The sequence below is a fragment of the Azospirillum terrae genome, assembly GCF_053470425.1.
Window position 1 is genome coordinate 1 of record NZ_JBPXMR010000011.1, and the last position, 21876, is coordinate 21876.

Annotated in this window: 21 protein-coding genes; 13 read left to right on the forward strand and 8 right to left on the reverse strand. The window is 67.6% G+C overall.

The window, feature by feature from the left end:
* The 4 genes from ACSVDD_RS22590 to ACSVDD_RS22605 all read left to right on the forward strand — a co-directional run.
* Positions 1–619 (forward strand): hypothetical protein (locus ACSVDD_RS22590; RefSeq protein WP_448191658.1); only part of this gene is annotated, 619 nt, incomplete at its 5' end.
* 84 nt (positions 620–703) lie between these two features.
* Complete coding sequence (locus ACSVDD_RS22595; protein WP_448191659.1) at positions 704–1138, forward strand: hypothetical protein; 435 nt, start codon at positions 704–706, stop codon at positions 1136–1138.
* 309 nt (positions 1139–1447) lie between these two features.
* The gene (locus ACSVDD_RS22600) at positions 1448–1930 is read left to right on the forward strand and encodes a carboxymuconolactone decarboxylase family protein (RefSeq protein ID WP_448191660.1); all 483 of its coding nucleotides are present in this window, start codon (positions 1448–1450) and stop codon (positions 1928–1930) included.
* A gap of 105 nt (positions 1931–2035) precedes the next feature.
* On the forward strand, positions 2036–2815 hold the full coding sequence (locus ACSVDD_RS22605; RefSeq protein ID WP_448191661.1) for an enoyl-CoA hydratase: 780 nt from the start codon (positions 2036–2038) through the stop codon (positions 2813–2815).
* 165 nt (positions 2816–2980) lie between these two features.
* Here the strand turns inward: ACSVDD_RS22605 and ACSVDD_RS22610 are convergent, their stop codons facing one another.
* The 3 genes from ACSVDD_RS22610 to ACSVDD_RS22620 all read right to left on the reverse strand — a co-directional run bounded on the left by ACSVDD_RS22610 (position 2981) and on the right by ACSVDD_RS22620 (position 6079).
* Entirely contained in the window at positions 2981–4252 is a 1272-nt protein-coding gene (locus tag ACSVDD_RS22610) for an MFS transporter (protein WP_448191662.1), read from the reverse strand.
* Positions 4249–4812, reverse strand: a complete 564-nt coding sequence (locus tag ACSVDD_RS22615) for an RNA polymerase sigma factor (RefSeq protein WP_448191663.1) — start codon at positions 4810–4812, stop codon at positions 4249–4251. Before ACSVDD_RS22615 ends, ACSVDD_RS22610 begins: the two co-directional genes overlap by 4 nt.
* A gap of 82 nt (positions 4813–4894) precedes the next feature.
* Positions 4895–6079, reverse strand: a complete 1185-nt coding sequence (locus tag ACSVDD_RS22620; protein ID WP_448191664.1) for a GntT/GntP/DsdX family permease — start codon at positions 6077–6079, stop codon at positions 4895–4897.
* An 87-nt stretch (positions 6080–6166) separates the two neighbouring features.
* Between ACSVDD_RS22620 and gcvA (ACSVDD_RS22625) the strand changes: the two genes are divergently transcribed.
* The 8 genes from gcvA (ACSVDD_RS22625) to ACSVDD_RS22660 all read left to right on the forward strand — a co-directional run bounded on the left by gcvA (ACSVDD_RS22625) (position 6167) and on the right by ACSVDD_RS22660 (position 13045).
* Complete coding sequence (gcvA, locus tag ACSVDD_RS22625; RefSeq protein ID WP_448191665.1) at positions 6167–7099, forward strand: transcriptional regulator GcvA; 933 nt, start codon at positions 6167–6169, stop codon at positions 7097–7099.
* A gap of 148 nt (positions 7100–7247) precedes the next feature.
* On the forward strand, positions 7248–7595 hold the full coding sequence (locus tag ACSVDD_RS22630; protein WP_448191666.1) for an ArsR/SmtB family transcription factor: 348 nt from the start codon (positions 7248–7250) through the stop codon (positions 7593–7595).
* 13 nt (positions 7596–7608) lie between these two features.
* Complete coding sequence (locus tag ACSVDD_RS22635) at positions 7609–8103, forward strand: arsenate reductase ArsC (protein WP_448191667.1); 495 nt, start codon at positions 7609–7611, stop codon at positions 8101–8103.
* 23 nt (positions 8104–8126) lie between these two features.
* Positions 8127–9200, forward strand: a complete 1074-nt coding sequence (arsB, locus tag ACSVDD_RS22640; RefSeq protein ID WP_448191668.1) for an ACR3 family arsenite efflux transporter — start codon at positions 8127–8129, stop codon at positions 9198–9200.
* A 162-nt stretch (positions 9201–9362) separates the two neighbouring features.
* Complete coding sequence (gene gcvA, locus ACSVDD_RS22645; protein WP_448191669.1) at positions 9363–10274, forward strand: transcriptional regulator GcvA; 912 nt, start codon at positions 9363–9365, stop codon at positions 10272–10274.
* Between the two features lie 97 nt (positions 10275–10371).
* Complete coding sequence (locus ACSVDD_RS22650) at positions 10372–11580, forward strand: MFS transporter (protein WP_448191670.1); 1209 nt, start codon at positions 10372–10374, stop codon at positions 11578–11580.
* A 38-nt stretch (positions 11581–11618) separates the two neighbouring features.
* Positions 11619–12239 carry a DUF1326 domain-containing protein gene (locus ACSVDD_RS22655; RefSeq protein WP_448191671.1) on the forward strand — a complete coding sequence of 207 codons (621 nt, stop codon included), beginning with the start codon at positions 11619–11621 and terminating at the stop codon, positions 12237–12239.
* 20 nt (positions 12240–12259) lie between these two features.
* Positions 12260–13045: a DUF2182 domain-containing protein gene (locus ACSVDD_RS22660; RefSeq protein WP_448191672.1), complete on the forward strand. Its 786-nt coding sequence runs from the start codon at positions 12260–12262 to the stop codon at positions 13043–13045.
* A 488-nt stretch (positions 13046–13533) separates the two neighbouring features.
* Here ACSVDD_RS22660 and gyrB read toward each other — a convergent pair whose 3' ends face one another.
* The 4 genes from gyrB to ACSVDD_RS22680 all read right to left on the reverse strand — a co-directional run bounded on the left by gyrB (position 13534) and on the right by ACSVDD_RS22680 (position 20250).
* The gene (gene gyrB / locus ACSVDD_RS22665; RefSeq protein ID WP_448191673.1) at positions 13534–16005 is read right to left on the reverse strand and encodes a DNA topoisomerase (ATP-hydrolyzing) subunit B; all 2472 of its coding nucleotides are present in this window, start codon (positions 16003–16005) and stop codon (positions 13534–13536) included.
* A 71-nt stretch (positions 16006–16076) separates the two neighbouring features.
* The gene (recF, locus tag ACSVDD_RS22670) at positions 16077–17195 is read right to left on the reverse strand and encodes a DNA replication/repair protein RecF (RefSeq protein ID WP_448191674.1); all 1119 of its coding nucleotides are present in this window, start codon (positions 17193–17195) and stop codon (positions 16077–16079) included.
* A 90-nt stretch (positions 17196–17285) separates the two neighbouring features.
* On the reverse strand, positions 17286–18416 hold the full coding sequence (dnaN, locus tag ACSVDD_RS22675) for a DNA polymerase III subunit beta (RefSeq protein ID WP_448191675.1): 1131 nt from the start codon (positions 18414–18416) through the stop codon (positions 17286–17288).
* 160 nt (positions 18417–18576) lie between these two features.
* Positions 18577–20250: a hypothetical protein gene (locus tag ACSVDD_RS22680; protein ID WP_448191676.1), complete on the reverse strand. Its 1674-nt coding sequence runs from the start codon at positions 20248–20250 to the stop codon at positions 18577–18579.
* Between the two features lie 243 nt (positions 20251–20493).
* Here ACSVDD_RS22680 and ACSVDD_RS22685 point away from each other — a divergent pair, with 243 nt between their 5' ends.
* Positions 20494–20940, forward strand: coding sequence for a bacteriohemerythrin (locus tag ACSVDD_RS22685; RefSeq protein ID WP_448191677.1), 447 nt, complete (start codon positions 20494–20496; stop codon positions 20938–20940).
* Positions 20941–20944: 4 nt separating this feature from the next.
* Here ACSVDD_RS22685 and ACSVDD_RS22690 read toward each other — a convergent pair whose 3' ends face one another.
* Positions 20945–21832 carry an SDR family oxidoreductase gene (locus ACSVDD_RS22690; RefSeq protein ID WP_448191678.1) on the reverse strand — a complete coding sequence of 296 codons (888 nt, stop codon included), beginning with the start codon at positions 21830–21832 and terminating at the stop codon, positions 20945–20947.
* Between the last annotated feature and the right edge of the window lie 44 nt (positions 21833–21876).

Below are 21876 nucleotides of genomic sequence, written 5' to 3' on the forward strand. Positions count from 1 at the left end.
CTTCCTGTTCCTTCAGGATGCCGATGATCTGTTCCTCGCTGAACCGGCTGCGCTTCATAGGTCCGTCTCCGTAGATGGCGGACTCTACCCAAATTTGGAGGAGTTTTCCGGTCGCAGGTCAAGCGTCTGCTTCGGGTCAGGAACTGCCGCTCCTGGGCGGCATCTTCGCGCCAGAAACGGACGCACCTCACGCATATCAATCAACCGGTACAGGGAGAAAGCCGTCCACACGGTTTTGGGCGGAGACGTGCAACCGGCGCCAACCGACGCCAGATGCAAGAGTTTTCGCACGTATTCGCATACCACTTTGCTGAGAACGGAAGGTATAATGAATGACAAAAGCGAATCGCTTTCCAAGGAGCAGTGTGTGTCACCCAAACTGAAATCATACGATAAAAAACGGTCGGCCCAAACGGAGCTCTTCCAGGAGGTCTCGTCAGCCAATATAGAACTTATTTTTACGTATAATTATGATCATATAGACGCATGTTTGTTCGGCGCCAAAGCCGTTTCGTACAAGACCGTCACAGGCAAGATTGAAGTGTTTTTCTTCTCGCAGGGCGCGGGCCGTGTCGAGAACAATGTCCATCATAGAGATGTATTCTCTACTATTTTATAGCTTGAACTCGAGTATCTGGAATTTAAGAGTTACCGAAAATTACTGGAGGTTATCGCAGAACTATACCCCACGAACCCTCCGGAAGTGTACGAAGCCGCTGAGAGGATATTTGCCTTCGCCTCAGGAGACCCAGATCTCGGACGCCGATTCGTAGATGAGGTTGTTAAATGCGGAGCATGGGATGATGCCTTTATCCCACTACTTGAACTCCCGGAACGGCTCGCAAATCTCTCAACTCTGGTTAAGCAGCGGTCAAATCACGAGCTAGAAGCGGATTTAATGTTCGGTTGGATTTTCGCGGCACAGGGCTATCAATTCAGCGCAAGAAAATCCGCATCGGGCTTGATCATAGAAAGCGCCGAAATAGACAGCTCGATAACTAGTTTGCAGAAAAAGCATCCTGATAGCGCAAATCCTGCCCTCTACAAGGAGATGAACGCTAGAGTGCTGTCTAAGATTTCGCCTAGCCTGAGGCGGTTCCGTGATATCGAAATACCGAGTGAATTTAAGGCAAATTGAGCATCCTCTCCATAGCGTCGGGGAATCTTGCTGATTGTCCTCCTTGGGGCGGGATCTGTCGAACCACTGGGAGGATGAATGACGACAAATTGATTGCCGGACGGGTTTCCGGATGAGATCGGCAATGGCAGCTCCTGGCGCGATGCGGAACACCGACCACTATACGCTTTCACCTCACCGGCAGAGAGATACCACGTTGGGCGCGTCCCCGCCCCCATGCAGAAACTGTCCGTAACGATCCGCTACCCACGACCGTCCAATGGACATCGGGTGCGGATTGGCCGCGCCGTCGGACGGAGAAAACGGACAATGTCCCTGACGATGCTGGAGAAGGAACTCGTAGCGGTGGCAGCCTCGGTGGCCGCGGGCTGCCGCCCCTGCACCACCTACCACCTCAAGGAGGTGCGGCGGGCTGGCGCCACCGACGCGGACATCGAGAAGGCGGTGGCCGGCGCCGTCTGCGTGCGCAGCAGCGCCACCGAAGGCATGCGCCGCCATGCCTTGGGCCTGGAGCCCGCGCAGGATGGGTGCGGCTGCGGAACGACGGACGCTCTGGCCGAACTGGTCGCCATCGGCGCCTCGCTGGCCGTCAACTGCACCGCCAACCTCGACAAGCACCTCGCCGCCGCAAAAGCCGTGGGCGTGCCACAGGCGCACCTCGACGAGGTGGCGGCTCTGGCGGCGATGATCCGCAGCAAGGCCATCCACCACGTCGAGACGGCGCTCGGCGCCCCAGGCGGGCATCCCGCGGCCGGCTGCGCGCCCACGGCCGCCCCCGCCGGCTGCTGCTGACCCCACCCATTCCCCACCCGGCCGCGCAACCCGGCCGACGGCGTCCGCACCCGAACGGTGCGGGCGCCGTCCGTGCTGCGCGTGGCCTGCCCACGGAGGCCCCCCATGTCCGACCCCATCCTGCTGGCCCACGCCGAGGCCGGCGTCGCCACCCTGACGCTCAACCGACCCGACGCCTTCAACACCCTGTCCCTCGCCCTGCTGGGCGAACTGGAGAACGCGTTGGCCGCCGTCGCCAATGACCCGGCGGTCCGCGTCGTCGTCCTGGCCGCCAACGGCCGTGCCTTCTGCGCCGGCCACGACGCGAGGGAGCTGCGCGCGCAGGAGGGGCGCGACGCGGTCGCCGCCCTGTTCGCCCAGTGCACGCGCGTGATGACCGCCATCGTGCGGCTGCCGCAGCCGGTGATCGCCAAGGTGCAGGGCGCCGCGGCTGCTGCCGGCTGCCAGCTGGTGGCGAGCTGCGACCTCGCCTGCGCTGCCACGACCGCCCGCTTCGCCACTCCCGGCATCAACCTCGGCCTGTTCTGTTCGACGCCGGGGGTGGCGCTGGCCCGCTCGGTCGGCCGCAAGGCGGCGCTGGAGATGTTGCTGACGGGCGAGCCCATCGACGCCGTCGCGGCCGAGCGCCTCGGGCTGGTCAACCGCGCGGTGCCGCCCGAACAACTGGACGGAGAGGTGGCGGCGGTGGCGGCGCTGCTCGCGTCCAAGTCGCCCTACGCCCTCAAGCTCGGCAAGGCGGCGTTCCACCGCCAAGTGGAGATGGGCCTGGACGACGCCTATGCCCTCGCCGGCGGCGCGATGACGGACAACATGCTGACCGCGGATGCGGCGGAGGGCTTCGACGCGTTCCTCGCCAAGCGCCCGCCCGTGTGGACGGGGCGCTGACGGCCCGGCCGGTCCCGGAGGGCTTTGGCCGTCCGGGACCGGGTGGGCGTCACTGGCAGAACGCTCCCCACCAAGCCATGGCGATGGCAGGCCCTTGGTGGAGCGTCCACGCCAGCGCGAGCACGGCGGCGCCCACGGCCGCCAGGGCCACGCGGACGGTCGTCCTCATGCCGTCGCCCGCGCCGGCGCGCCCGTCCGGATCGGCACGTTGACCACGGCGGCGACAAGGCTGAGGGCGATGGCCAGACCCCAGGCGCCGTCGTAGGAGCCGAGCCGGTCGTAGAGAACCCCGCCCAGCCAGCCGCCCAGGAACGCCCCGAGCTGGTGGGCGAGGAAGACCACGCCGCCCAGCATCGACATGTTGCGCACACCGAAAAGGTCGGAGACCGTTCCTTTGGTCAGCGGCACGGTGGACAGCCAGAACAGGCCCATCACGGCACCGAACGCGTAGGCGCTCCACTGCGTCACCGGGAGGAAGACGAAGGCGGCGATGATCACCGCGCGCGCCAGATACAGCCAGGCGAGCAGCATAGGCTTGCGCCAGCGCCCGCCCCACCGCCCGGCGAGATAGGCGCCGGCAATGTTGAACAGGCCGATCAGCGCCAGCACCGTCGAGCCGACCTCCACGGGAAGCCCCTGATCGTTCAGGAACGCCGGCACGTGCGTGGCGATGAACACCACCTGGAAGCCGCAGACGAAGAAGCCCAAGGACAGCAGCAGGAATCCCCGATGCCGCAGGGCTTCGCGGATCGCCGCGCCGGCCGTCTCACCCGCCGGCGCGGCGCCGACGGACTGTCCCCGTTCCGAGAGCGGGACGGCGAGCGGAACCATGAGGACCGTGGCCGCCGACAGGGCGAGCAGCGCCCCCGGCCAGCCCAGCAGGTCGATGCCGACCAGCGTGCCGGGCAGCATGACGAACTGGCCGAAGGCCGCCCCGCCCATGGCGATGCCGAGCGCCAGACTGCGCCGCTCCGGCGGGACGGCCCGGGACACCGCTCCCAGCACCAGCGGGTAGGTCGTCCCGCTCAGGCCTAGCCCGACCAGGACGCCCGCGCCGAGGACGAAGACGGTGGCTCCCTGCGGCTGCGCCATGACCAACAGGCCCAGCACGTAGAGGACCGTGCCGGCGATGATCACCCGGCCCGCGCCGAAGCGGTCGGCCGCCATCCCGGCGAAGGGCTGCGACACGCCCCAAACCAGATTCTGCAGGGCGATGGCGAAGGCAAAGACCTCGCGGCCCCAACCGCTGTCCATCGACACGGGCTGGAGGAACAGGCCGAAGGCGTGCCGGACGCCCAGCGAGACCGCCAGGATGGCGGAGGCGCAGACGAGCACTGCCAAGGCGCTGTGAGGGCGTCTGGGGCGGGGCATGGGATCTTCCGGGCGGGGAGCGAGCAGGGCTTTCGGGATCGGGACGTCCAGCGGCTCGGCGCTCATGGCGTGCCCCCCGCGCGGGGAGTGCAGGGCACGGCGTCACGGCCCAGGGCGAGGGAGCAGTGCCGCCCCAGCCGCTCGCGCAGGGCCGCCCGCGCCCGGTGCAGCAGCACCCGTGCGTTGCCGTCGGCGATGCCGAGTGCGGCGGCGACCTCAGCGTGGCTGGCGCCGCCGATGTCGTGAAGGGTCAGCACCTCCCGCTGGCGGTCGGGCAACGCCATCAAGTGGTCGGCGATGCAGGCGCCCATCTCGTCCTTCATCAGGGCGAGCACGACGTCTTCGTCCTCCGACGGCATCGACTCCAGCGCGTTCTCCTCGGCGCCAATCTCGCGGCGCGTGGCCGCGCGGCGGAAGTGGTCGCGCAGGACGTTGAGCGCAATGGCCGACAGCCAGGTGAGCGGCTCGGCGCGGCCGGCGAACCCAGCCGGCGAGGCGATGGCGCGCAGGAGCGCCTCCTGCACGACGTCGTCGGCGAGGTCGGCGTTGCCGACGACGCGCACGACGAAGCGGTGCAGAGCCGCCCGGTGCAGGGCGAGGTCGGGGGGTGGCGTTGGGGCTGTCATGCCGTCTGTCCTTCGTTGGTCCGGCGGGCCTGAACGGCACCGCTGTCCGTCAGACGGAATGGCGGGCCGTCCCGTTACACGGTCAGATCAGCCCCAGGGCCTGCAGGACGCATACGGTGGCCAGCGCGGCACATCCCTGGAGCGCTGAACCGACAGTGAGGACCCGCATCGCCGATACGTCATCCTTGCCGGCGAAGGCGTCCTGCCGGACCAGCCAATACAGGCTGTCGTTCGGCGTGATCGACACGAAGGCGCCCGCGCACATGGCCAAGGCCGCGGCTTCGGGCGACACCTGAAGCGACGGCAGCAGGGCGGAGACGATCCCGGTCGTCCCGGCGAACGTCGCCATGGAGGACCCCTTCAGCACCTTGAAGGTCGCCGTGAAGACGAACAGGGCCGGCAGGACGAGCCCGGTCGAGACGAGGGCATCGGCATAACGCGCCACCGGCAAGGTCTCGGCCAGCATCGCACCCAAGGCGCTTGCCGCGCCGATCGTCAGCAGCAACGGCGCGGTGCGCCGCATCCCGCTGTCCAGTGCCTGGGCGCGCTCGTCGCCCGACAGCGGCAGCAAGGAGACCACGGCGGCCATGAGCAGCGCCCCCTTGGGACTCACCAGGAAGCCGGGCAGCGGCGGCAACTCTCCGAAGCGGCCCAGGACGAGCCCCAGGGCCAGCAGCCCGAGGATGGTGGCGAGCGGCGCCAGGACGCGCCCACCCAGCCGGCCGGCGGCGCCCTGGGCACGATCGTCCGCCACCTCGAACCGCCGCGCGAAGAGCAGCCCGACGCCCCAGGCGACGAAGAACACCGGCACCGCCGCGACCGCCAGCCGCACGTCGAACCCGCCGAGCCCGGTCGCCACGATGGCCGGGCCGGCCGGCACCAGGAGCTTGAAGCCCGCGTAGGCGCCGAACAGCATCGACAACTTGCGCGTCCCCGCTACCGACGACAGCGCGGCGTAGGCCGTGTCCGGGCAGGCCATGCCCGCGCCCGCCAGAGGGGCCAGAAGGGTGATAGCGCGCCCCGACCCCGCCTGGACGCGCGAGCGCGACAGGGACGCCGCCAGGACGAAGGCGGGGATCAGGATCAGCGCGTACTCGGCCAGCGAGGCGCCGAAGCCGGCGTCAAGCGCGTGCAGCAGGGGCTTTCCGCCCAGCCCGGCCGCCATGCCCAGGGCCAGGGCGGCCAGCAGCATGACCAGCGGCAGCGGGACGGACAGCAGCGCCCCGATGGTGGCGGGTGACCGGCCTTCTGTGGCGACTTCGCTCATGGACGCGTCCTCGGTGCGGGGATAGGATCTGCCATGAGCTTAGGTGCCCGCGGACCGGCGCCAAAACGACTAAAGGCCACAGTCTTTATGAGTCCAACTCATGCCAAACCCGGCCAGCCGTCGCTTCTGGCAGTGCGTGCGTTCGAGGCGGCGGCCCGGTTGGGCAGTTTCACCCAGGCCGCCGAAGAGCTGCGGCTGACCCAAAGTGCCGTGAGCCGGCACGTCCGCACGCTGGAGGACTGGTTCGCCATCCCGCTGTTCACGCGGCGCGGCCGGCAGGTGGCGTTGACGGAAGCTGGCCGGGGCTATTTCGCCCGCGTCGCCGAGGGGCTGGACTGCATCCGGGCCGCCAACGACGCCATGCTGTCGCGCGGCCGGCGCGAGGATCAGGTGACCCTCTCGCTGCTGCCCTCGGTCGCCGCATTGTGGTTGGCGCCCAGCCTGCCCGACTTTACCGCCCGCCATCCCGGCATCGACCTGCGCATCCACGCCAGCCGGGCTCTCGCCGACCTGCGGCGCGACGGCATCGACCTCGCGATGCGCTATGGGCAGGGCGGATGGCCGGGCATGCAGGCCGAACTCCTCGCCCGCGAGATGCTGACGCCCGTCTGCACGCCGGCCTTCGTCGAACTCCACGGCATCACCGCCGACCCGGCGTCGCTGGCCGGCGTGCCCGTGCTGATGGACGACATCCCCAGCGGCTGGCCGAACTGGCTGGAGGCCGCAGGGCTTGAGGCGCCGCGGATGCGCTTCGGCACGCGCTTCGACGAGGGGGCGAGCCTTTACCGGGCCGCCGCGGCTGGGGTCGGGGTGGCGCTTGGCCGCTCGCTCCTGGTCGAGCGCGACCTCGCCGAGGGGCGCTTGGTGGCGCCCATCCCGATCCGCGTTCCCTCGGCCTGCGCCTACTGGCTGGTGCGCGCTGACGGACAGGTGCAAGGCCGGGCGGCGGCCATCCTGGCGGATTGGTTGCGGGAGCGCATGCGGCTCGCCACCGCCTGCGGGATTTGTTCCCCGACCTGAGAGGCCCACGGCCGCCGGTGGCGTCATCCGGCCTGGGCGACGGGAGGCGGGGCGTCGCCAAACCTTCATATTTCGACGCTTCTAGAAATGTCGATATTGAAGTAAGGTTTGTCGGCCATTCACACGACGCCTGGGACCGCACCCCGCCATGGACAAGAAGGACGCGCTTGCCGCGCTGACGGCCCTGTCACAGGAGACGCGGCTGGATATCTTCCGCCTGCTGGTCCAGGCCGGGCCGGAGGGGCGCCCCGCCGGGGCGATCGCCGAGGCCCTGGGCGTGGCGCCGGCCACGCTCTCCTTTCACCTGTCGAACCTCACGCACGCAGGCCTGATCGTGCAGCGGCGCGAGAGCCGGTCGCTGATCTACTCCGCCGACTTCGACCGCATGAACGCGGTCGTTGGATTCCTGGCGGAGAACTGCTGCGGCCGCGCCACCCCCGCCACCGTGTGCGAGCCGGCCTGCGCACCGGACACCGCCACCTCCCGCTGCGGCTGAAACGGAGACCACAATGACCGCGGACCCCGTCTACAACGTGCTGTTCCTGTGCACGCACAACAGCGCGCGCAGCGTCATGGCCGAATACCTGCTGAACCGGGAGGGCCGGGGCCGTTTCCGCGCCTTCAGCGCGGGCAGCCAGCCGTCCGGGCGCATCAACCCATACGTCCGCGACCTGCTGGAGCGGCTCGGCTTCCCGACCGCCGACCTCCGCTCCAAGACCTGGGACGCGTTCGCCACGCCGGACGCGCCGCGCATGGACTTCGTGTTCACCGTCTGCGACAACGCCGCCGGAGAGGTCTGCCCGATCTGGCCGGGCCAGCCGGTGACGGCCCATTGGGGGTTCCCCGACCCGTCGTCGGCCACCGGCACCGATGCCGAGAAGGCCGCCTTCACCACCGACGTGTTCCGCCAGATCGAGCGCCGCATCCAGGCCTTCGCGAGCCTTCCCATCACCTCGCTCGACCGCCTCGCCCTCAAACGCACGCTGGACGCGATGGGCCAATGACCAGCCTCGGACGGACCCCGGACATGACCGCTGACATCCACGCCGCCCCGGCGGCCCGCCCCGGAATGGGCACCTTCGAGCGTTACCTGAGCGTCTGGGTGGCGCTGTGCATCATCGCCGGCATCGCGCTCGGGCACCTGGTGCCCGGCGTCTTCCGGGCGGTGGCGGCTGCCGAGGTCGCCAAGGTCAACCTGCCGGTGGCCGTGCTGATCTGGCTGATGATCGTGCCGATGCTGCTGAAGATCGACTTCGGCGCCCTGCACGAGGTGACGGAGCACTGGCGCGGCATCGCGGTGACGCTGTTCATCAACTGGGCGGTCAAGCCGTTCTCGATGGCGCTGCTCGGCTGGCTGTTCGTTGCCACGCTGTTCCGCGGCCTGCTGCCCGCCGACCAGATCGACGGCTACATCGCCGGGCTGATCCTGCTGGCCGCCGCACCCTGCACGGCCATGGTGTTCGTCTGGTCGAACCTGTGCGGCGGCGAGCCGAACTACACGCTGAGTCAGGTGGCCCTGAATGACTTGATCATGGTCTTTGCCTTCGCGCCGATCGTCGGCCTGCTGCTGGGCGTCGCCTCCATCACGGTGCCCTGGAACACGCTGCTGTTGTCGGTGGTGCTCTACATCGTCACCCCCGTCATCGCCGCCCAAACCTGGCGCCGCAGCCTGCTCGCCTCGGGCGGTGAGGCCGCACTGAAGCGGACCCTGGACGTGATCCAGCCGATCTCCCTGGTGGCTCTGCTGACGACGTTGGTGCTGCTGTTCGGCTTTCAGGGCCAGCAGATCCTGGCCCAGCCGTTGGTCATCATGGTGCTGGCCGTGCCGATCCTGATCCAGGTCTACTTCAACGCTGGGATGGCCTACTGGCTGTCACGCCGGTTTGGGGTGGCTTGGTGTGTGGCAGCCCCGGCGGCGCTCATCGGGGCATCGAACTTCTTCGAGCTAGCGGTCGCCGCGGCCATCAGCCTGTTCGGGCTCGGGTCGGGCGCCGCGCTGGCCACCGTGGTAGGTGTGCTGGTCGAGGTGCCGGTGATGTTATCGGTGGTGCGCATCGTCAAAGCGACCAAGCCCTGGTACGAAAGCGCCCGCGGGGCCTGACGCCACTCCTGCCGGAACAGAGCGGTCGCGCGAGAGCAGTCAGGGGCCGGGCGGCGGCGCGGCGGAAAGGAGCACAATGGGAGGCACCGGACGGGATGGACCGCAGGCGGCGTCCGATTTTTCGGGCACCGGGAACCGTGTGGCCGGCAGTGGGAGAACGTCATGGCGTACCGACTGCCGCCACTGAATTCGTTGCGCCTGTTCGAGGCGGCGGGGCGGTATCTGAGCTTCAAGCTCGCTGCCAAGGAACTGCACCTCACACCCAGCGCTGTAAGCCACGGCATCCTATCGCTGGAAAGCTGGCTCGGCATCCCGTTGTTCGTGCGCGCTACACGGAGCCTGACGCTGACCGAGGCGGGCGCCATCTATTTGCGCCATGTCCACGAGGTTATCGAGCAACTCGCGATCGTGACCGACTCCCTTCCCGGAAGGCGCCCGAGCGACCGTCTGTCGGTCAGCGTTCCGCCCACCTTCGGGTTGCGCTGGCTGATCCCGAATCTGCCCGCCTTCAACGGCCGGCATCCCGACATCGAGGTGTCCGTCCACACCGGGCACCATCACGTGCAGTTCCCGCGCGACGGCTTTGATCTAGCCATCCGCATGGGGCGGGGCGATTGGCCGGATCTGCACGCCGAATGCTTGGTGATGGAAAATCTCGTCCCGGTCTGCGCGCCCGCACTTGCCGGTTCGTTGCGCACGTCGGAGGACCTCGCCGACGCCACTCTTCTGCACGTGGTGGAAGTGTCCGAGGATTGGGCGGCTTGGACACGGCTCGCCGGGTTGGAAGCTCCGCCGCTGGATCGCGGCATGCGGTTCGACACCGTCCACATGGCACTGGAAAGCGCGGCGCTTGGCTTGGGCGTGGCGATCGGCCGCCTGCCGGTGGTGGCGCAGGACATCGCCGCGGGCCGCCTCGTTCCCGTCCTCGGACCGCCGGTCCGCTGCTCTACGGGTTATTGGCTGGTGACCAGCGCCGACCTGCTGGCACGGCGGGAGGTTGCGGAGTTCCGCAAGTGGATTCACGAATCGGTTGGGCAGGCAGCTGCAGCGACGATTACTGCGCTATCTGAATGAATATAATTCACGCATAGGTGAATTCGTCGCGTTTGTCAGGCGGCGGCTCCTACCGGAAACTCACCACCCTACTTTCCGGAGCACAGGGAGTTCGCCGATGCCGGTCGCTGCGTCCCGCCTCACCCTTCTGATCATCAGCAGCAGCATCGTGCTGGGTATCGCGCTGGGCAGCCGACAGGCCTACGGTGTGCTGATCGGTCCTTACACGGCAATGCACGCGTGGCCGATCGGCGCATTCGCCTTCGTGCTGGCGCTTCAGAACCTGCTGTGGGGGGTGGTCCAGCCCTTCACATCTGCTATCGCCGACGAATGGGGCGCTCACTGGGTCGCCGCCGTCGGCGGACTGCTGCTCGCGCTCGGCCTCGCCACGACGGCGTTCGCCGACAGCCAGTGGGTGATGCTGGTCGGTTCCGGCATCCTGGTGGGTATCGGCCTGAGCGCTACGAGCTTCGCTCTGGTGCTCGGCGTCGTCGGGCGGGCCGCGCCGCCGGAACGGCGCGGGTCGGCAATGGGGCTGGTCGGCATGTTCGGATCCGGCGCCACCATGGCGATGTCGCCGATGGCCGACTTCGTCACCCAGCAGTTCGGCGCCCAGGCCGCTCTACTGGTCCTCGCCGGGCTTGGCTTGGCGATGGTGCCGATGGCGCTGCTGATGCGTGTCGGGGACGGTGGTGCGACCGCCTCGGTGGCCGTCAGCCGGCCCGGCCTGCGCCAGACGGTGAGCGATGCGTGGTGCCACTCGGGTTTCCGTTGGCTGACCCTGGGCTTCTTCGTCTGCGGCTTCCACGTGGCGTTCATCGGCATTCACCTGCCGGGCTACCTGTCGCTCTGCGGCATGCCGGCCGCCCTCGGCGGCATCGCGCTGGCCGTGCTGAGCGGCTTCAACATGCTCGGCAGCTGGGGATGCGGCGTGCTCGCCCAGCGGTACCGTCCGAAACAGGTGCTGAGCCTGCTATATCTGCTGCGCGCCGTGGCGATCATCCTGTTCGTGACGCTGCCCGTGTCGGTCGGATCCACGCTGGTCTTCGCCGCGGTCATGGGCATGATGTGGCTGGGAACCGTGCCGCTGACCAACGCCCTGATCGCGGGCGTTTTCGGCACGCGCTACATGGCCACCCTGTTCGGGATCGTCTTCTTCAGCCACCAGGTCGGTTCGTTCTTCGGCGCCTGGGCGGGAGGCGTTGCCTTCGATTTCACAGGGTCCTACGACGCCGTCTGGCACTTCAGCGCCGCCATCGGCGTGCTGGCCGCGGCGATCCACCTGCCGATCAAGGATGCTCCCTTGGCCGCCTACGCCTCGGCGTGAACGGCTGAACACAACATGAAACCGCGCAGGAGTGAATGATGACGGGCACCCCGACCGAGTGGTGGGCGAAGGGTCTGCTGTTCGAGAACTGCAACTGCCAAATCGTTTGTCCCGGACATTTCCATTTCAGCCAGCTCTGCACGTACGAGCGCTGTATCGGCTACTGGGGCATCAATTTCCGTGAGGGCGACTTCGGTGGTGTGCCGCTGGAGGGGCTGAACGCGATCATCATCTACGACACGCCGCAGCACATGGCATCCGGCAACTGGATCATCACCACTTACGTCGACCACCGCGCCACCCTGGAACAGCAGCGCGCCATCGAACGGATCATCAGCGGCGAGGCCAACGGGCCGTGGAAGATCCTGGCGCAGTTCGTCGCCGAGCGGAAGGAGACGCGGCTGGTGCCCATCGCGTTCAGCGACGAGGGCAAGGTCAAGACCCTGACCGCGGGCACCTTCTTCAAGAGCGCCATCTCCTGGCTCAAGGGCCGCGACCGGGAGAGCGACGTGCGCGTGGTGAATTCCTACAACCAGATTCACAACTCGACCCAGGTCCTGGACATGGGCAGTACCGAGTACACCGAAGCCCCCTACAACCTCGTCACCAAGAACACCCACTCTCTGCATTCACATTTCTCCTGGAGCGGGCAGTTCTGAGGCTGGAAGGGAGCAACGCGATGAGCATGGATATGGCGGTCGCCGTGCCGAAGCGGCGCTCTCTGGTGCTGAAGGCGCTGCTGGCTGCGCTCACAGTGACTGCCTGGGTTTACATAAGCCTGGAGGTTCTGGACGGCGTGAACGCACCGCCGGGGACGGCGGGCGCACACCATCACCACCGCACGGCGCATTGGGGAGCCCTGACGCTCTGGGGGACCATGTCGATGTGGATGGTGATGATGGTCGCCATGATGGTCCCAGTGGTGTTCCCATGGGTTGCAACTCTTGCCCGTCTTGACCGCGGCGCACCGTCAGGCGCCCGTCGTCCGGTGACTGCGGCGGCCTTCCTGGCCGGGTATTTCACGGCATGGCTGGGGTTCTCGATAGGCGCCACGGTGCTGCAATGGTACCTGTCCGTCACCGGGGTGCTGTCGTCGCAGATGATGGAGGACGGATTGGCGCGGGGGGCAGCGTTTATTTTGCTCGGCGCCTACCAGTGGAGCCCGCTGAAGAATTCTTGCCTTACCCACTGCGAATCACCCTTTACCTTCTTCCTGTCCCGCTGGCGCGACGGCCCATGGGGTGCCCTTCTCATGGGGGGGCACCATGGCCTGTATTGCATCGGCTGCTGCTGGCTGGTGATGCTGGGCATGGTCACCGTCGGCGCCATGAGTTTCCCGTGGATGGTCGGCTTCACGCTGTTCATTCTGCTGGAGATGTACGTGGCGGAACTGCGCTGGGTGTCGCGTGCCGCTGGCGCAGTACTGATCCTCGCGGGATTGGCTTCGGTGGCCGTTGCGCTGTGACGATGCTGCGAACCTTCCCGCACCCACTCCTTTACGGCAATGGAATCGAGTTCCGGCCGATCACGGAGGGGGACAACGAGGTTAGCGGGATTGGCTACACTGTAAATCGGCATCGGCTCAGCCCCCGATCAGCGTCCGTTTGACCCCGCCTGGGCTAACGAGTGCCTTTGGAATACAATAGCTTGGCGTGAATGACCCTCTGCCGAGGGAGGGTCATTGGGCCGCGCCGATTCACAGTCAGCTTGTGGCGCAAAGCGGAACACCAGCGGCTCCGGAATCGTCGCTCATCTTTTCGTGACACAGGGCCGCCAGCAACCAGCTGGTGGCCCTGTTCGCTTTTCTGAATGCGAAACCCAGACGTTTCCGCTTAGGTAACGTTACCCATAAAATGAGAACGGGCGGCACCTCGCGGCTCCGCCCGTTCTCATCTTATGTGTCCCAAGTCTCACATTATGGGTCGAACCACACCTGACACGACAGGAAGACGCCTACACGTCCAGGTTCGACACTTTCAGCGCGTTTTCCTGGATGAACTCGCGCCGTGGCTCGACCACGTCGCCCATCAGGGTGGAGAAGACCTCCTCCGCCTGATCGGCGTGGTTGACGCGCACCTGCAACAGCGACCGCTTGGTCGGGTCCAGCGTCGTTTCCCAGAGCTGCTCCGGGTTCATCTCGCCAAGGCCCTTGTAGCGCTGGATGGTCACGCCGCGACGGCCCAGTTCCATCACCACCTCGAACAGCGCCATCGGGCCGGTGACCGCGCGCAGTTCCTTCTGCTTCTCGAAGGCACGGCTCGGCTGCTCGAACGAGCGCTTGAGGTCGGCCGCCATAGCGTCCAGCTTGCGCGCTTCGGCGCTCTTCAGCAGGTCGCCGTCCAGGCGGTGGCGGTGGGTGACGCCGCGACGGCTGCGGATTAGGGTATAGCCCCCCTCCGGCAGCGCCTCTCCACGCCAGCCGCCCTCGGAATCCTGGGCGTTGAGACGGCCGGCAACCAAGCCGGCGACTTCCGCCGCCTTCGCGGCGTCGTTCACCAGCGCCACCGACAGGCCGCCGACGATGGAGGCCTGCTCGATGACCGCCAGATTGCCTGCCTTGCGGGCCAGTGTGTCGATGTGATGGCGGCCCGACCGCGCCTTCTCGACCAGATCGCGCAGCGGATCGCCGTGCAAGATCAAGCCGTCCGGCAGCGTCACCGACAGGTCGCTCAGCGCCGCCTCGATCAGGTATTCCTCGAGCGCCCGGTCGTCCTTCAGGTAGCGTTCCTTGGCGTTGCCGCGCTTGATCCGGTACAGCGGCGGCTGCGCGATGTACAGGTAGCCGCGCTCGATCAGTTCCGGCATCTGGCGGAAGAAGAACGTCAGCAGCAGCGTGCGGATGTGGCTGCCGTCCACGTCCGCATCGGTCATGATGATGATCTTGTGGTAGCGCGTCTTTTCGACGTTGAACTCGTCGCGGCCGATGCCGGTGCCGAGCGCCGCGATCAGCGTGCCGATTTCCGCCGAGCTCAGCATCTTGTCGAAACGCGCGCGCTCCACGTTCAGGATCTTGCCGCGCAGCGGCAGGATCGCCTGGAACTGGCGCGAGCGGCCCTGCTTGGCGGACCCGCCGGCCGAATCGCCCTCGACGATGAACAGCTCCGACGCCGCCGGGTCGCGCTCCTGGCAGTCGGCCAGCTTGCCCGGCAGCGACGCCATGTCCAGCGCACCCTTGCGCCGCGTCAGTTCGCGCGCCTTGCGCGCCGCCTCACGCGCCGCGGCGGCTTCGACCACCTTCTGCACGACGCGCTTGGCGTCGGCCGGGTGTTCCTCGAAATACTGGGCCAGCGCTTCGCCGACGATGGCCTCGACCACCGGCCGGACCTCCGACGAGACCAGCTTGTCCTTGGTCTGGCTGGAGAATTTCGGGTCGGGGACCTTCACCGAGAGGACGCAGGTCAAGCCTTCGCGGGCATCGTCGCCCGACAGGTTGACCTTCTCCTTCTTGGCGATGCCGGACTCGTTGGCATAGTTGTTGATCGCCCGCGTCAGCGCGCCACGGAAGCCGGCGAGGTGCGTGCCGCCGTCCTTCTGCGGGATGTTGTTGGTGAAGCAGAGCGTCGTCTCGTGGTAGCTGTCGTTCCACTGGAGCGCGCATTCCACGGTGACGGTGCCGCCGTGCTCGGTCTGACGCTCGGCCTTGATCGAGATGGCCGGCTTGTGCAACGCCACCTTGGAACGGTCGAGCCAACCGACGAACGCCTCCAGCCCGCCCTCGTAATGAAGGTCGATCACCTTCGGCTCGACGCCGCGGGCGTCAGTCAGCACAAGGCGCACGCCGGAGTTCAGGAAGGCCAGTTCGCGCAGCCGGTGTTCCAGCGTCGCAAGGTCGAATTCGGTGTTGGTGAAGGTTTCCTTGGACGGCAGGAAGGTCACTTCCGTGCCGCTCAGGATCTTGCCGTTTTCCAGCGTCGGAGCCGGGCCGACGTCGGCCAGCGGCGCGTCGGAGGTGCCATGGCGGAAGCGCATGGTCCACTCGCGCCCACCGCGCCAGATGCGCAGGTCGAGCACCTCGGACAGCGCGTTCACCACCGAGACGCCGACGCCGTGCAGGCCGCCCGACACCTTGTAGGAGTTCTGGTTGAACTTGCCGCCGGCGTGCAGCTGGGTCATCACGACCTCGGCGGCGGAGATGCCCTCCTCCGAGTGGATGTCGGTCGGGATGCCGCGGCCGTTGTCGCGCACGGTCACCGAGCCATCGGCGTTCAGCACCACCTGAACGGCGTCGCAGTAGCCGGCCAACGCCTCGTCGATGGCGTTGTCCACGACCTCGTAGACCATGTGGTGCAGGCCCGAGCCGTCGTCGGTGTCGCCGATGTACATGCCGGGGCGTTTGCGAACCGCGTCCAAGCCGCGCAAAACGGTGATCGACTCGGCGCCGTATTCCTCCTGCGGGAGGACGGGTTTCAGTGCTTCTTGTGCCATGGCTCGATTATAACAGAGATCGGTCAAAATATGGTGCTTTGCGGTGTGATTCGCCGCATTTTTTTGTGGTCCTACCCCGGCCTTACGTGCGCGTCTTCCACGCGAAAGCGTCGGGCGTCGTCGCCCAGGGGATCGAAGACGGCGGCGTCGGTGCCGGTCATCCAGGCCTGGCTGCCGAGCGCCAGGATCTCGCCGAACAGCGCCTCGCGGCGGTCGGCGTCGAGGTGCGCGGCCACCTCGTCCAGCAGCAGCAGCGGCGCCGCCCCGCGTTCCGCCGCCAGCAGGCGCGCGTTCGCCAGCACGATGGCGATCAGCAGCGCCTTCTGCTCGCCGGTCGAGCACAGGCCGGCCGGCATGTCCTTGGCGTGGTGGCGCACGGACAGGTCGCTCTTGTGCGGGCCGACCGCGGCGCCGCCGGTCTCGGCGTCGGTGCGGCGGCTGGCGCGCAGGCTGGCGCGCAGGGAATCCTCGGCGGCGAGCGCCGGGCCGTCGTTCAGCCACGCCTCCACCGCGCCCTCCACCGCGAGGTCGGCGCCGGGGAACGGGCCGACGGCGCGGGCGCAGGCCGAGCGCAGGCGCTGCACCACGTCGCGCCGGGCGGCGGCGACGGCGATGCCGGTGGTGACCATCTGGTCCTCCAGCCCCGACAGCCAACCATCGTCGAAGCGGCCGTCGCGCAGCAGCCGGGCGCGTTCGCGCAGCGTGTGCTCGTAGCGCGACAGGCGGCCGGCGTGCGCCGGATCGAAGCCGAAGACGAGGCGGTCGAGGAAGCGGCGCCGGCCGCTGGAGCCCTCCAGGAACAGGCGGTCCATCTGCGGCGTCAGCCAGACGATGGCGACGTGCTCGGCCAGCGCAGTCTGGCCCTTCACCGGATGATCATCGATGCGGACGACGCGGCGATCTCCCTCATGGGCGCCGTCGCGGCCGGTGCCGATGTCGACGCTGCCGCGCGGGGTCCGGACCGTCGCCGCCACCGCCCAGCCGGCATCCGGGGGCGAGCCGATGCGCTCGATTTCGGAGAGCTTGGCGCCGCGCAGGCCGCGGCCGGGGGCGAGGAAGCTGATGGCCTCCAGCAGATTGGTCTTGCCGGCGCCGTTGGGGCCGATGAGGGCGACGGGGCGGCGGTCCGGCTCCAGGCGCGCGTGCTCGTAGCCGCGGAACCGCGTCAACGTCAGACGCGTGACCGCCAAGGCTTCAGCCGCCGGCACTTCCTGAACCCGTCTTGCTTCGAGCACTGATCCGTTCCGTGAGAGGGACAGCGGCCTGCCCCTCTCTCAGGGTCAGACGCGCATCGGCATCAGCACGTACAGCGCGGTGCTGTCGGCGACGTCGCGGATGATGGTGGGCGACGCCGCGTCCGCCATCGTGAAGCGGGCACCCTCGCCCTCGATTTGTTGAGTGATGTCCAACAGATAGCGGGAGTTGAAGCCGATTTCCAGGGGGGTGTCCTGGTAATTGGCCTCCAGTTCCTCGGTGGCGCTGCCGGCTTCCGGGCTGGTCGCCGACAGGGTCAGCGTGCCGCGGCTGACGGCCATCTTCACCGCCCGGCTCTTCTCGGTCGAGATGGTGGCGACACGGTCCACCGCGGCGGCGAACAGGCGGGCGTCCACCTCCATCACCTTGTCGTTGCCGGTGGGGATGACGCGCTCGTAGTCCGGGAAGGTGCCGTCGATCAGCTTGGAGGTGACGATGATCTGGTCGAAGGCGAAGCGGATCTTGTTCTCCGACAGCGAGATCTCGATGCGGTCGCCCGCCTCGTCGATCAGCTTGCGGATCTCCATCACGGTCTTGCGCGGCACGATAACGCCGGGGATGCCCGAAGCGCCGTCCGGCAGCGGCATCTCGACCCGCGCCAGCCGGTGGCCGTCGGTGGCGACGGCGCGCAGCACCGGCAGGTCGCCGGTGGCGGCGGCCGTGCGGGCGGCGTGCACGTAGATGCCGTTCAGGTAATAGCGCGTCTCCTCGGTGGAGATGGCGAAGCGCGTGCGGTCGACCAGCGCGCGCAGGTCGGCGGCCGCCAGCGCGAAGCTGTGCTTCAGGTCGCCGCCGGAGAGCTGCGGGAAGTCCTCGACCGGCAGGCAGGACAGCTTGAACTGCGAGCGGCCGGAACGCAGCGTCAGGATCGCCCCGTCGCCGGACACGTCCAGTTCCACCTGGCTGCCGTCCGGCAGCTTGCGCACTATGTCATAGAGCGTGTGCGCCGGGGCGGTGGTGCCGCCGGGCCGGGTGACGGAGGCCGGGACGGTCTCCACCATCTCCAGATCCATGTCGGTGGCGGCCAGCGACAATTCGCCGTCCCTGGCCTTCAACAGCACGTTGGAGAGGATCGGAATGGTGTTGCGGCGTTCCACCACGCTCTGCACGTGACCGAGGGACCGGAGCAGGGCGGCGCGTTCGATGATGATGTTCATGCGGATCGTCTGTCTTGCGCGGGTCGAGAGATGGCGGATTGCCGGTGGCGAGACCGCACACCGGCCGTAAGATTCGGCCCGCAGCGGGCGCGCATGATACCACAACGCGCCGTGCGTCGAACCAAATTCGTCGCGAAAGGGGTGGTTCCGGCCTCGAACCTCATGCCATCCGCGCTTCGTACAGCCGCAGCAGCCCCACGAGATCGGCGCTCTGCCAGTGGCGGGAGCGGCCAAGCTCGACGCGGATGGCGTTGATCAGGCAATCGATAACGAACTGCGCCTCCGGCGCGATCTCCGCCTCGCCCTCCAGGTAATGGCGCACCACGCGTTGCAGGCCCTGGCTGACGGCACTGACCCACGGCGCCACGTCGGCGCCGAGCGCCCCCAGCAGCCGGTTGATGCGGACGATGTGTTGCATGCGCGCGGGCAAGGTCTCGTCGTCGTCCTCGGCCTTGGTGGCCTGGATGAAGGCGATGCCGGCGTCCTCGACGATGCGGGCCCTGGTCGTCGCGATCTCCGGGCTGGCGTAGCCGATGCCGCTCAGCGTGGCGCCCCAGGCCCAGACGAATTCCAGCAGCCACACCACGTCGTCGTGGTCGGGCGCCGGGGCATTGCGGGCCGCCGCCGCCGCGTGCGTGCGCTCGATCACCACCGGCAGCACCGTGACGACCAGCAGGCGCGTCACTTCGTTCAGCAGCGCGCGGACGCGCGGGCCGAGCAGCCGGGTCGCCATCAGGCCGCCGGCGCTCATGGCGGTCAGCGACTGCTCGAAGCGCCGGCTCGCCTCGTTCAATGTCTCGCGCACCGGACGCGACAGGGACAGCGCGTTCCCGTCGTTGACCGACATCTCGCCGAACACCGCGCGGACCAGATCGTTGATGGCGGCGCAGCAGGCGGAGAAATGGCCGAACACCGCCTGATGCAGCGGGTGGCTGTCGCTGACCGCCGGGCCGCCGTACTCGCGCACATAGCGCACCACCACGTCGTAGCGGCGCTTGACGTTGAGGGTCAGCAACGGCGGCAGCCAGACCACCGGGTCTTCGACGTTGCGGTCCGGGCAGGCCATGTGCATGCGGCGCATGAAGCCGACGACGATGGCCGCCTGCCCGTCCACCTCCGCCGCCGCGATGTCGCCGGAGGACGGCGTGTCGGACAGGTCCTGGCGCATCTGCTCCATGAGCGGCAGCACCGCCTCATTCTCCTCCAGCACCGAGCGGACGAAGGCGAGTTGCGTCACGTCGATCGGCGCCTTGTGGGTCAGGTGCGGGCTGCGCTGGCGGGCGTCGCGCAACGCCTCGCGGTTGGCGACGATCAGGAACTCCTCGGCGGTGCGGCGGGTCTTCAGCGCCTGTGTCAGGAAGCGCACCGCCTCGTCGCGCATCAGCGAGCGCATGACCATGGCGTCCTCCGACACCAGCACGCGGTCGAGCAGTTCCTCCTGCGACATCGCGTCCAGGCGTTCCTGCACCCGCATGGCGGTTTCCGGGAAGGCGAAGCGCGTCAGCGCGTGCCACATGCCGCCCATGTCCACCCGCTGAAGCAGGCCGGGAATGGGATCGCGGGCGCGGTAGAGGATGTGGTCGTCGATCAGCAGCGGCTCGAACAGGCCGGTGAACAGGCGCCGGGCCTTGAATGGGCGCAGCTTGTTGAACTGCTCCACCAGCGCGTCGCGCAGGGCCTGCGCGCGGGTGCCGTTCTGCGCGTTGGTGCTGTCGATCTCATCGATGACGGCGCGCAACGCGTATTTGGGCACGCGATTGACCAGTTCGTCCACCTGCTTGCGCAGATGGGCATCCTGGGGCTTTCCCTCGCCGTCTTGGGGCCGTTTGGTCATCCGCTCCTGTCGGTCGTCGCGTGGCATCGCGGCTGGCCTGTCACCTTATTATCGAACCTGATTATTATTCGTTCGTTACCAGAGCAAGCCCACGAGACGTTTGGTCGCAAATCGGTGGTGATACACAGTAATAATCATACCGTGTTGTGTCGAGAACGCCACAGGTGCATATATTGAGCGGGCTTTTGCGCACCCGATAACTTAGTTTGCGAACCATTGTGCAGTGCACATTTGAGGCGGCCTATGACCAAAGCAGAGCTGGGGTGGGACGACTCGTACAGTCTCGGCCTCCCGGAGATCGATGCCGAGCACCGGAAGCTCGACGCCGTGTACAACACGATTCGCGCTTCGCTGGAAGGCGGGGACGGCGTGGTGGACCTGCAGACGCTGTGCGGGGAGCTGCTGGCCTTCACGCGCGAGCACTTCGCGCGCGAGGAGGAGATGATGGCCGCCCACGCCTACCCGGACCTGGAGGCGCACCGCAAACTGCACCGAACGTTCCTCCAGCAGATCGAGGACATCTGGACCTTCGTCCGCACCGGCGGCGAGCCGGACGACTATCTCGGCCGCTTCCTGGTGCTGAGCTTCATCGGCCGGTGGTTGAAGATGCACACCATGGTCGTGGACCGGCGGTTCGGCGAATGGCTGGCCCTGCACGTCCGCAAGGAACTGCCGGAAGGGGTGGAGTGATGCCTCACCCTGCCTCCGCTTGCGCCTCCACCTGCGCCTTCAGGCCCTCGCGGTAGCTCGGGTACTTCAGCGCGTAGCCGAGCTTGCTCTTGATGCGCTCGTTCTTCACACGCCGGTTGTCGGCCCAGAAGCTCTTGGCCATCTCCGACAGCTCGGCCGCCTCGTACGGCACCAGCGGCGGCGGCTCGACGCCCAGCAGTTCGGCGGCGTAACAGATGACCTCCTGCGGCTCGGCCGGTTCGTCGTCGCAGACGTTGTAGACGGCGCCGGGGTTCATCGTCGCCATGGAAGCGCGCAGCGCACCGGCGATGTCTTCCACATGGATGCGGCCGAACAGGTGACCGGGCTTGTCGATTCGCTTGGCCTCGCCGGCGCGCACCTGATCGACGGCGCTGCGGCCGGGGCCGTAGATGCCCGGCAGGCGGAAAATGTGCAGCGGCGCGCCGTACTGGCGGTAAAGGGCGAGCCAGCCCTTCTCCGCCTCGACCCGGCGCTTGGCGCGCTCGCTGGTCGGGCGCAGCCAGGACGCCTCGCTCACCCACTCGCCCTTGCTGTCGCCGTAGACGCCGGTGGTGGAGAGATAGCCGACCCACTCCAGGCTGACCAGGCCGGCGATGTCCGCGGCGTGCACGGCGTGGACCGGGTCGCCCTTCTTGTCGGGCGGGACGCTGAGCAGCAGGTGCGTGGTGCCCTTCAGCGCCGCCTTGGCGTCGGGCAGCGGGTGCTCGCGGTCGAAGACGAACGCCTCGTAGCCCAGCGCCTCCAGCTCGGCACGCTTTTCCGCGCTCTGGCAGGTGCCGGCGATCCGCCAGCCCTCGGCCGCCAGTTGCTTGGCGAGCACGCCGGCTGTGTAGCCCAGGCCGAAGACGAACAGGCGGGGAGCGGCGGTCATGCGGGGCCTCTTGGCAGGCACCTCTTGATTGTCGGGTGCGCGAT

Excerpts from the sequence above, each read along its gene's own strand:
- ACSVDD_RS22600 (WP_448191660.1), top strand. The coding sequence starts at position 1,448 with ATGTCCCTGACGATGCTGGAGAAGGAACTCGTAGCGGTGGCAGCCTCG.
- ACSVDD_RS22605 (WP_448191661.1), top strand. The coding sequence starts at position 2,036 with ATGTCCGACCCCATCCTGCTGGCCCACGCCGAGGCCGGCGTCGCCACC.
- ACSVDD_RS22610 (WP_448191662.1), bottom strand. The coding sequence starts at position 4,252 with ATGAGCGCCGAGCCGCTGGACGTCCCGATCCCGAAAGCCCTGCTCGCT.
- ACSVDD_RS22615 (WP_448191663.1), bottom strand. The coding sequence starts at position 4,812 with ATGACAGCCCCAACGCCACCCCCCGACCTCGCCCTGCACCGGGCGGCT.
- ACSVDD_RS22620 (WP_448191664.1), bottom strand. The coding sequence starts at position 6,079 with ATGAGCGAAGTCGCCACAGAAGGCCGGTCACCCGCCACCATCGGGGCG.
- gcvA (WP_448191665.1), top strand. The coding sequence starts at position 6,167 with ATGAGTCCAACTCATGCCAAACCCGGCCAGCCGTCGCTTCTGGCAGTG.
- ACSVDD_RS22630 (WP_448191666.1), top strand. The coding sequence starts at position 7,248 with ATGGACAAGAAGGACGCGCTTGCCGCGCTGACGGCCCTGTCACAGGAG.
- ACSVDD_RS22635 (WP_448191667.1), top strand. The coding sequence starts at position 7,609 with ATGACCGCGGACCCCGTCTACAACGTGCTGTTCCTGTGCACGCACAAC.
- arsB (WP_448191668.1), top strand. The coding sequence starts at position 8,127 with ATGACCGCTGACATCCACGCCGCCCCGGCGGCCCGCCCCGGAATGGGC.
- gcvA (WP_448191669.1), top strand. The coding sequence starts at position 9,363 with ATGGCGTACCGACTGCCGCCACTGAATTCGTTGCGCCTGTTCGAGGCG.
- ACSVDD_RS22650 (WP_448191670.1), top strand. The coding sequence starts at position 10,372 with ATGCCGGTCGCTGCGTCCCGCCTCACCCTTCTGATCATCAGCAGCAGC.
- ACSVDD_RS22655 (WP_448191671.1), top strand. The coding sequence starts at position 11,619 with ATGACGGGCACCCCGACCGAGTGGTGGGCGAAGGGTCTGCTGTTCGAG.
- ACSVDD_RS22660 (WP_448191672.1), top strand. The coding sequence starts at position 12,260 with ATGAGCATGGATATGGCGGTCGCCGTGCCGAAGCGGCGCTCTCTGGTG.
- gyrB (WP_448191673.1), bottom strand. The coding sequence starts at position 16,005 with ATGGCACAAGAAGCACTGAAACCCGTCCTCCCGCAGGAGGAATACGGC.
- dnaN (WP_448191675.1), bottom strand. The coding sequence starts at position 18,416 with ATGAACATCATCATCGAACGCGCCGCCCTGCTCCGGTCCCTCGGTCAC.
- ACSVDD_RS22680 (WP_448191676.1), bottom strand. The coding sequence starts at position 20,250 with ATGACCAAACGGCCCCAAGACGGCGAGGGAAAGCCCCAGGATGCCCAT.
- ACSVDD_RS22685 (WP_448191677.1), top strand. The coding sequence starts at position 20,494 with ATGACCAAAGCAGAGCTGGGGTGGGACGACTCGTACAGTCTCGGCCTC.
- ACSVDD_RS22690 (WP_448191678.1), bottom strand. The coding sequence starts at position 21,832 with ATGACCGCCGCTCCCCGCCTGTTCGTCTTCGGCCTGGGCTACACAGCC.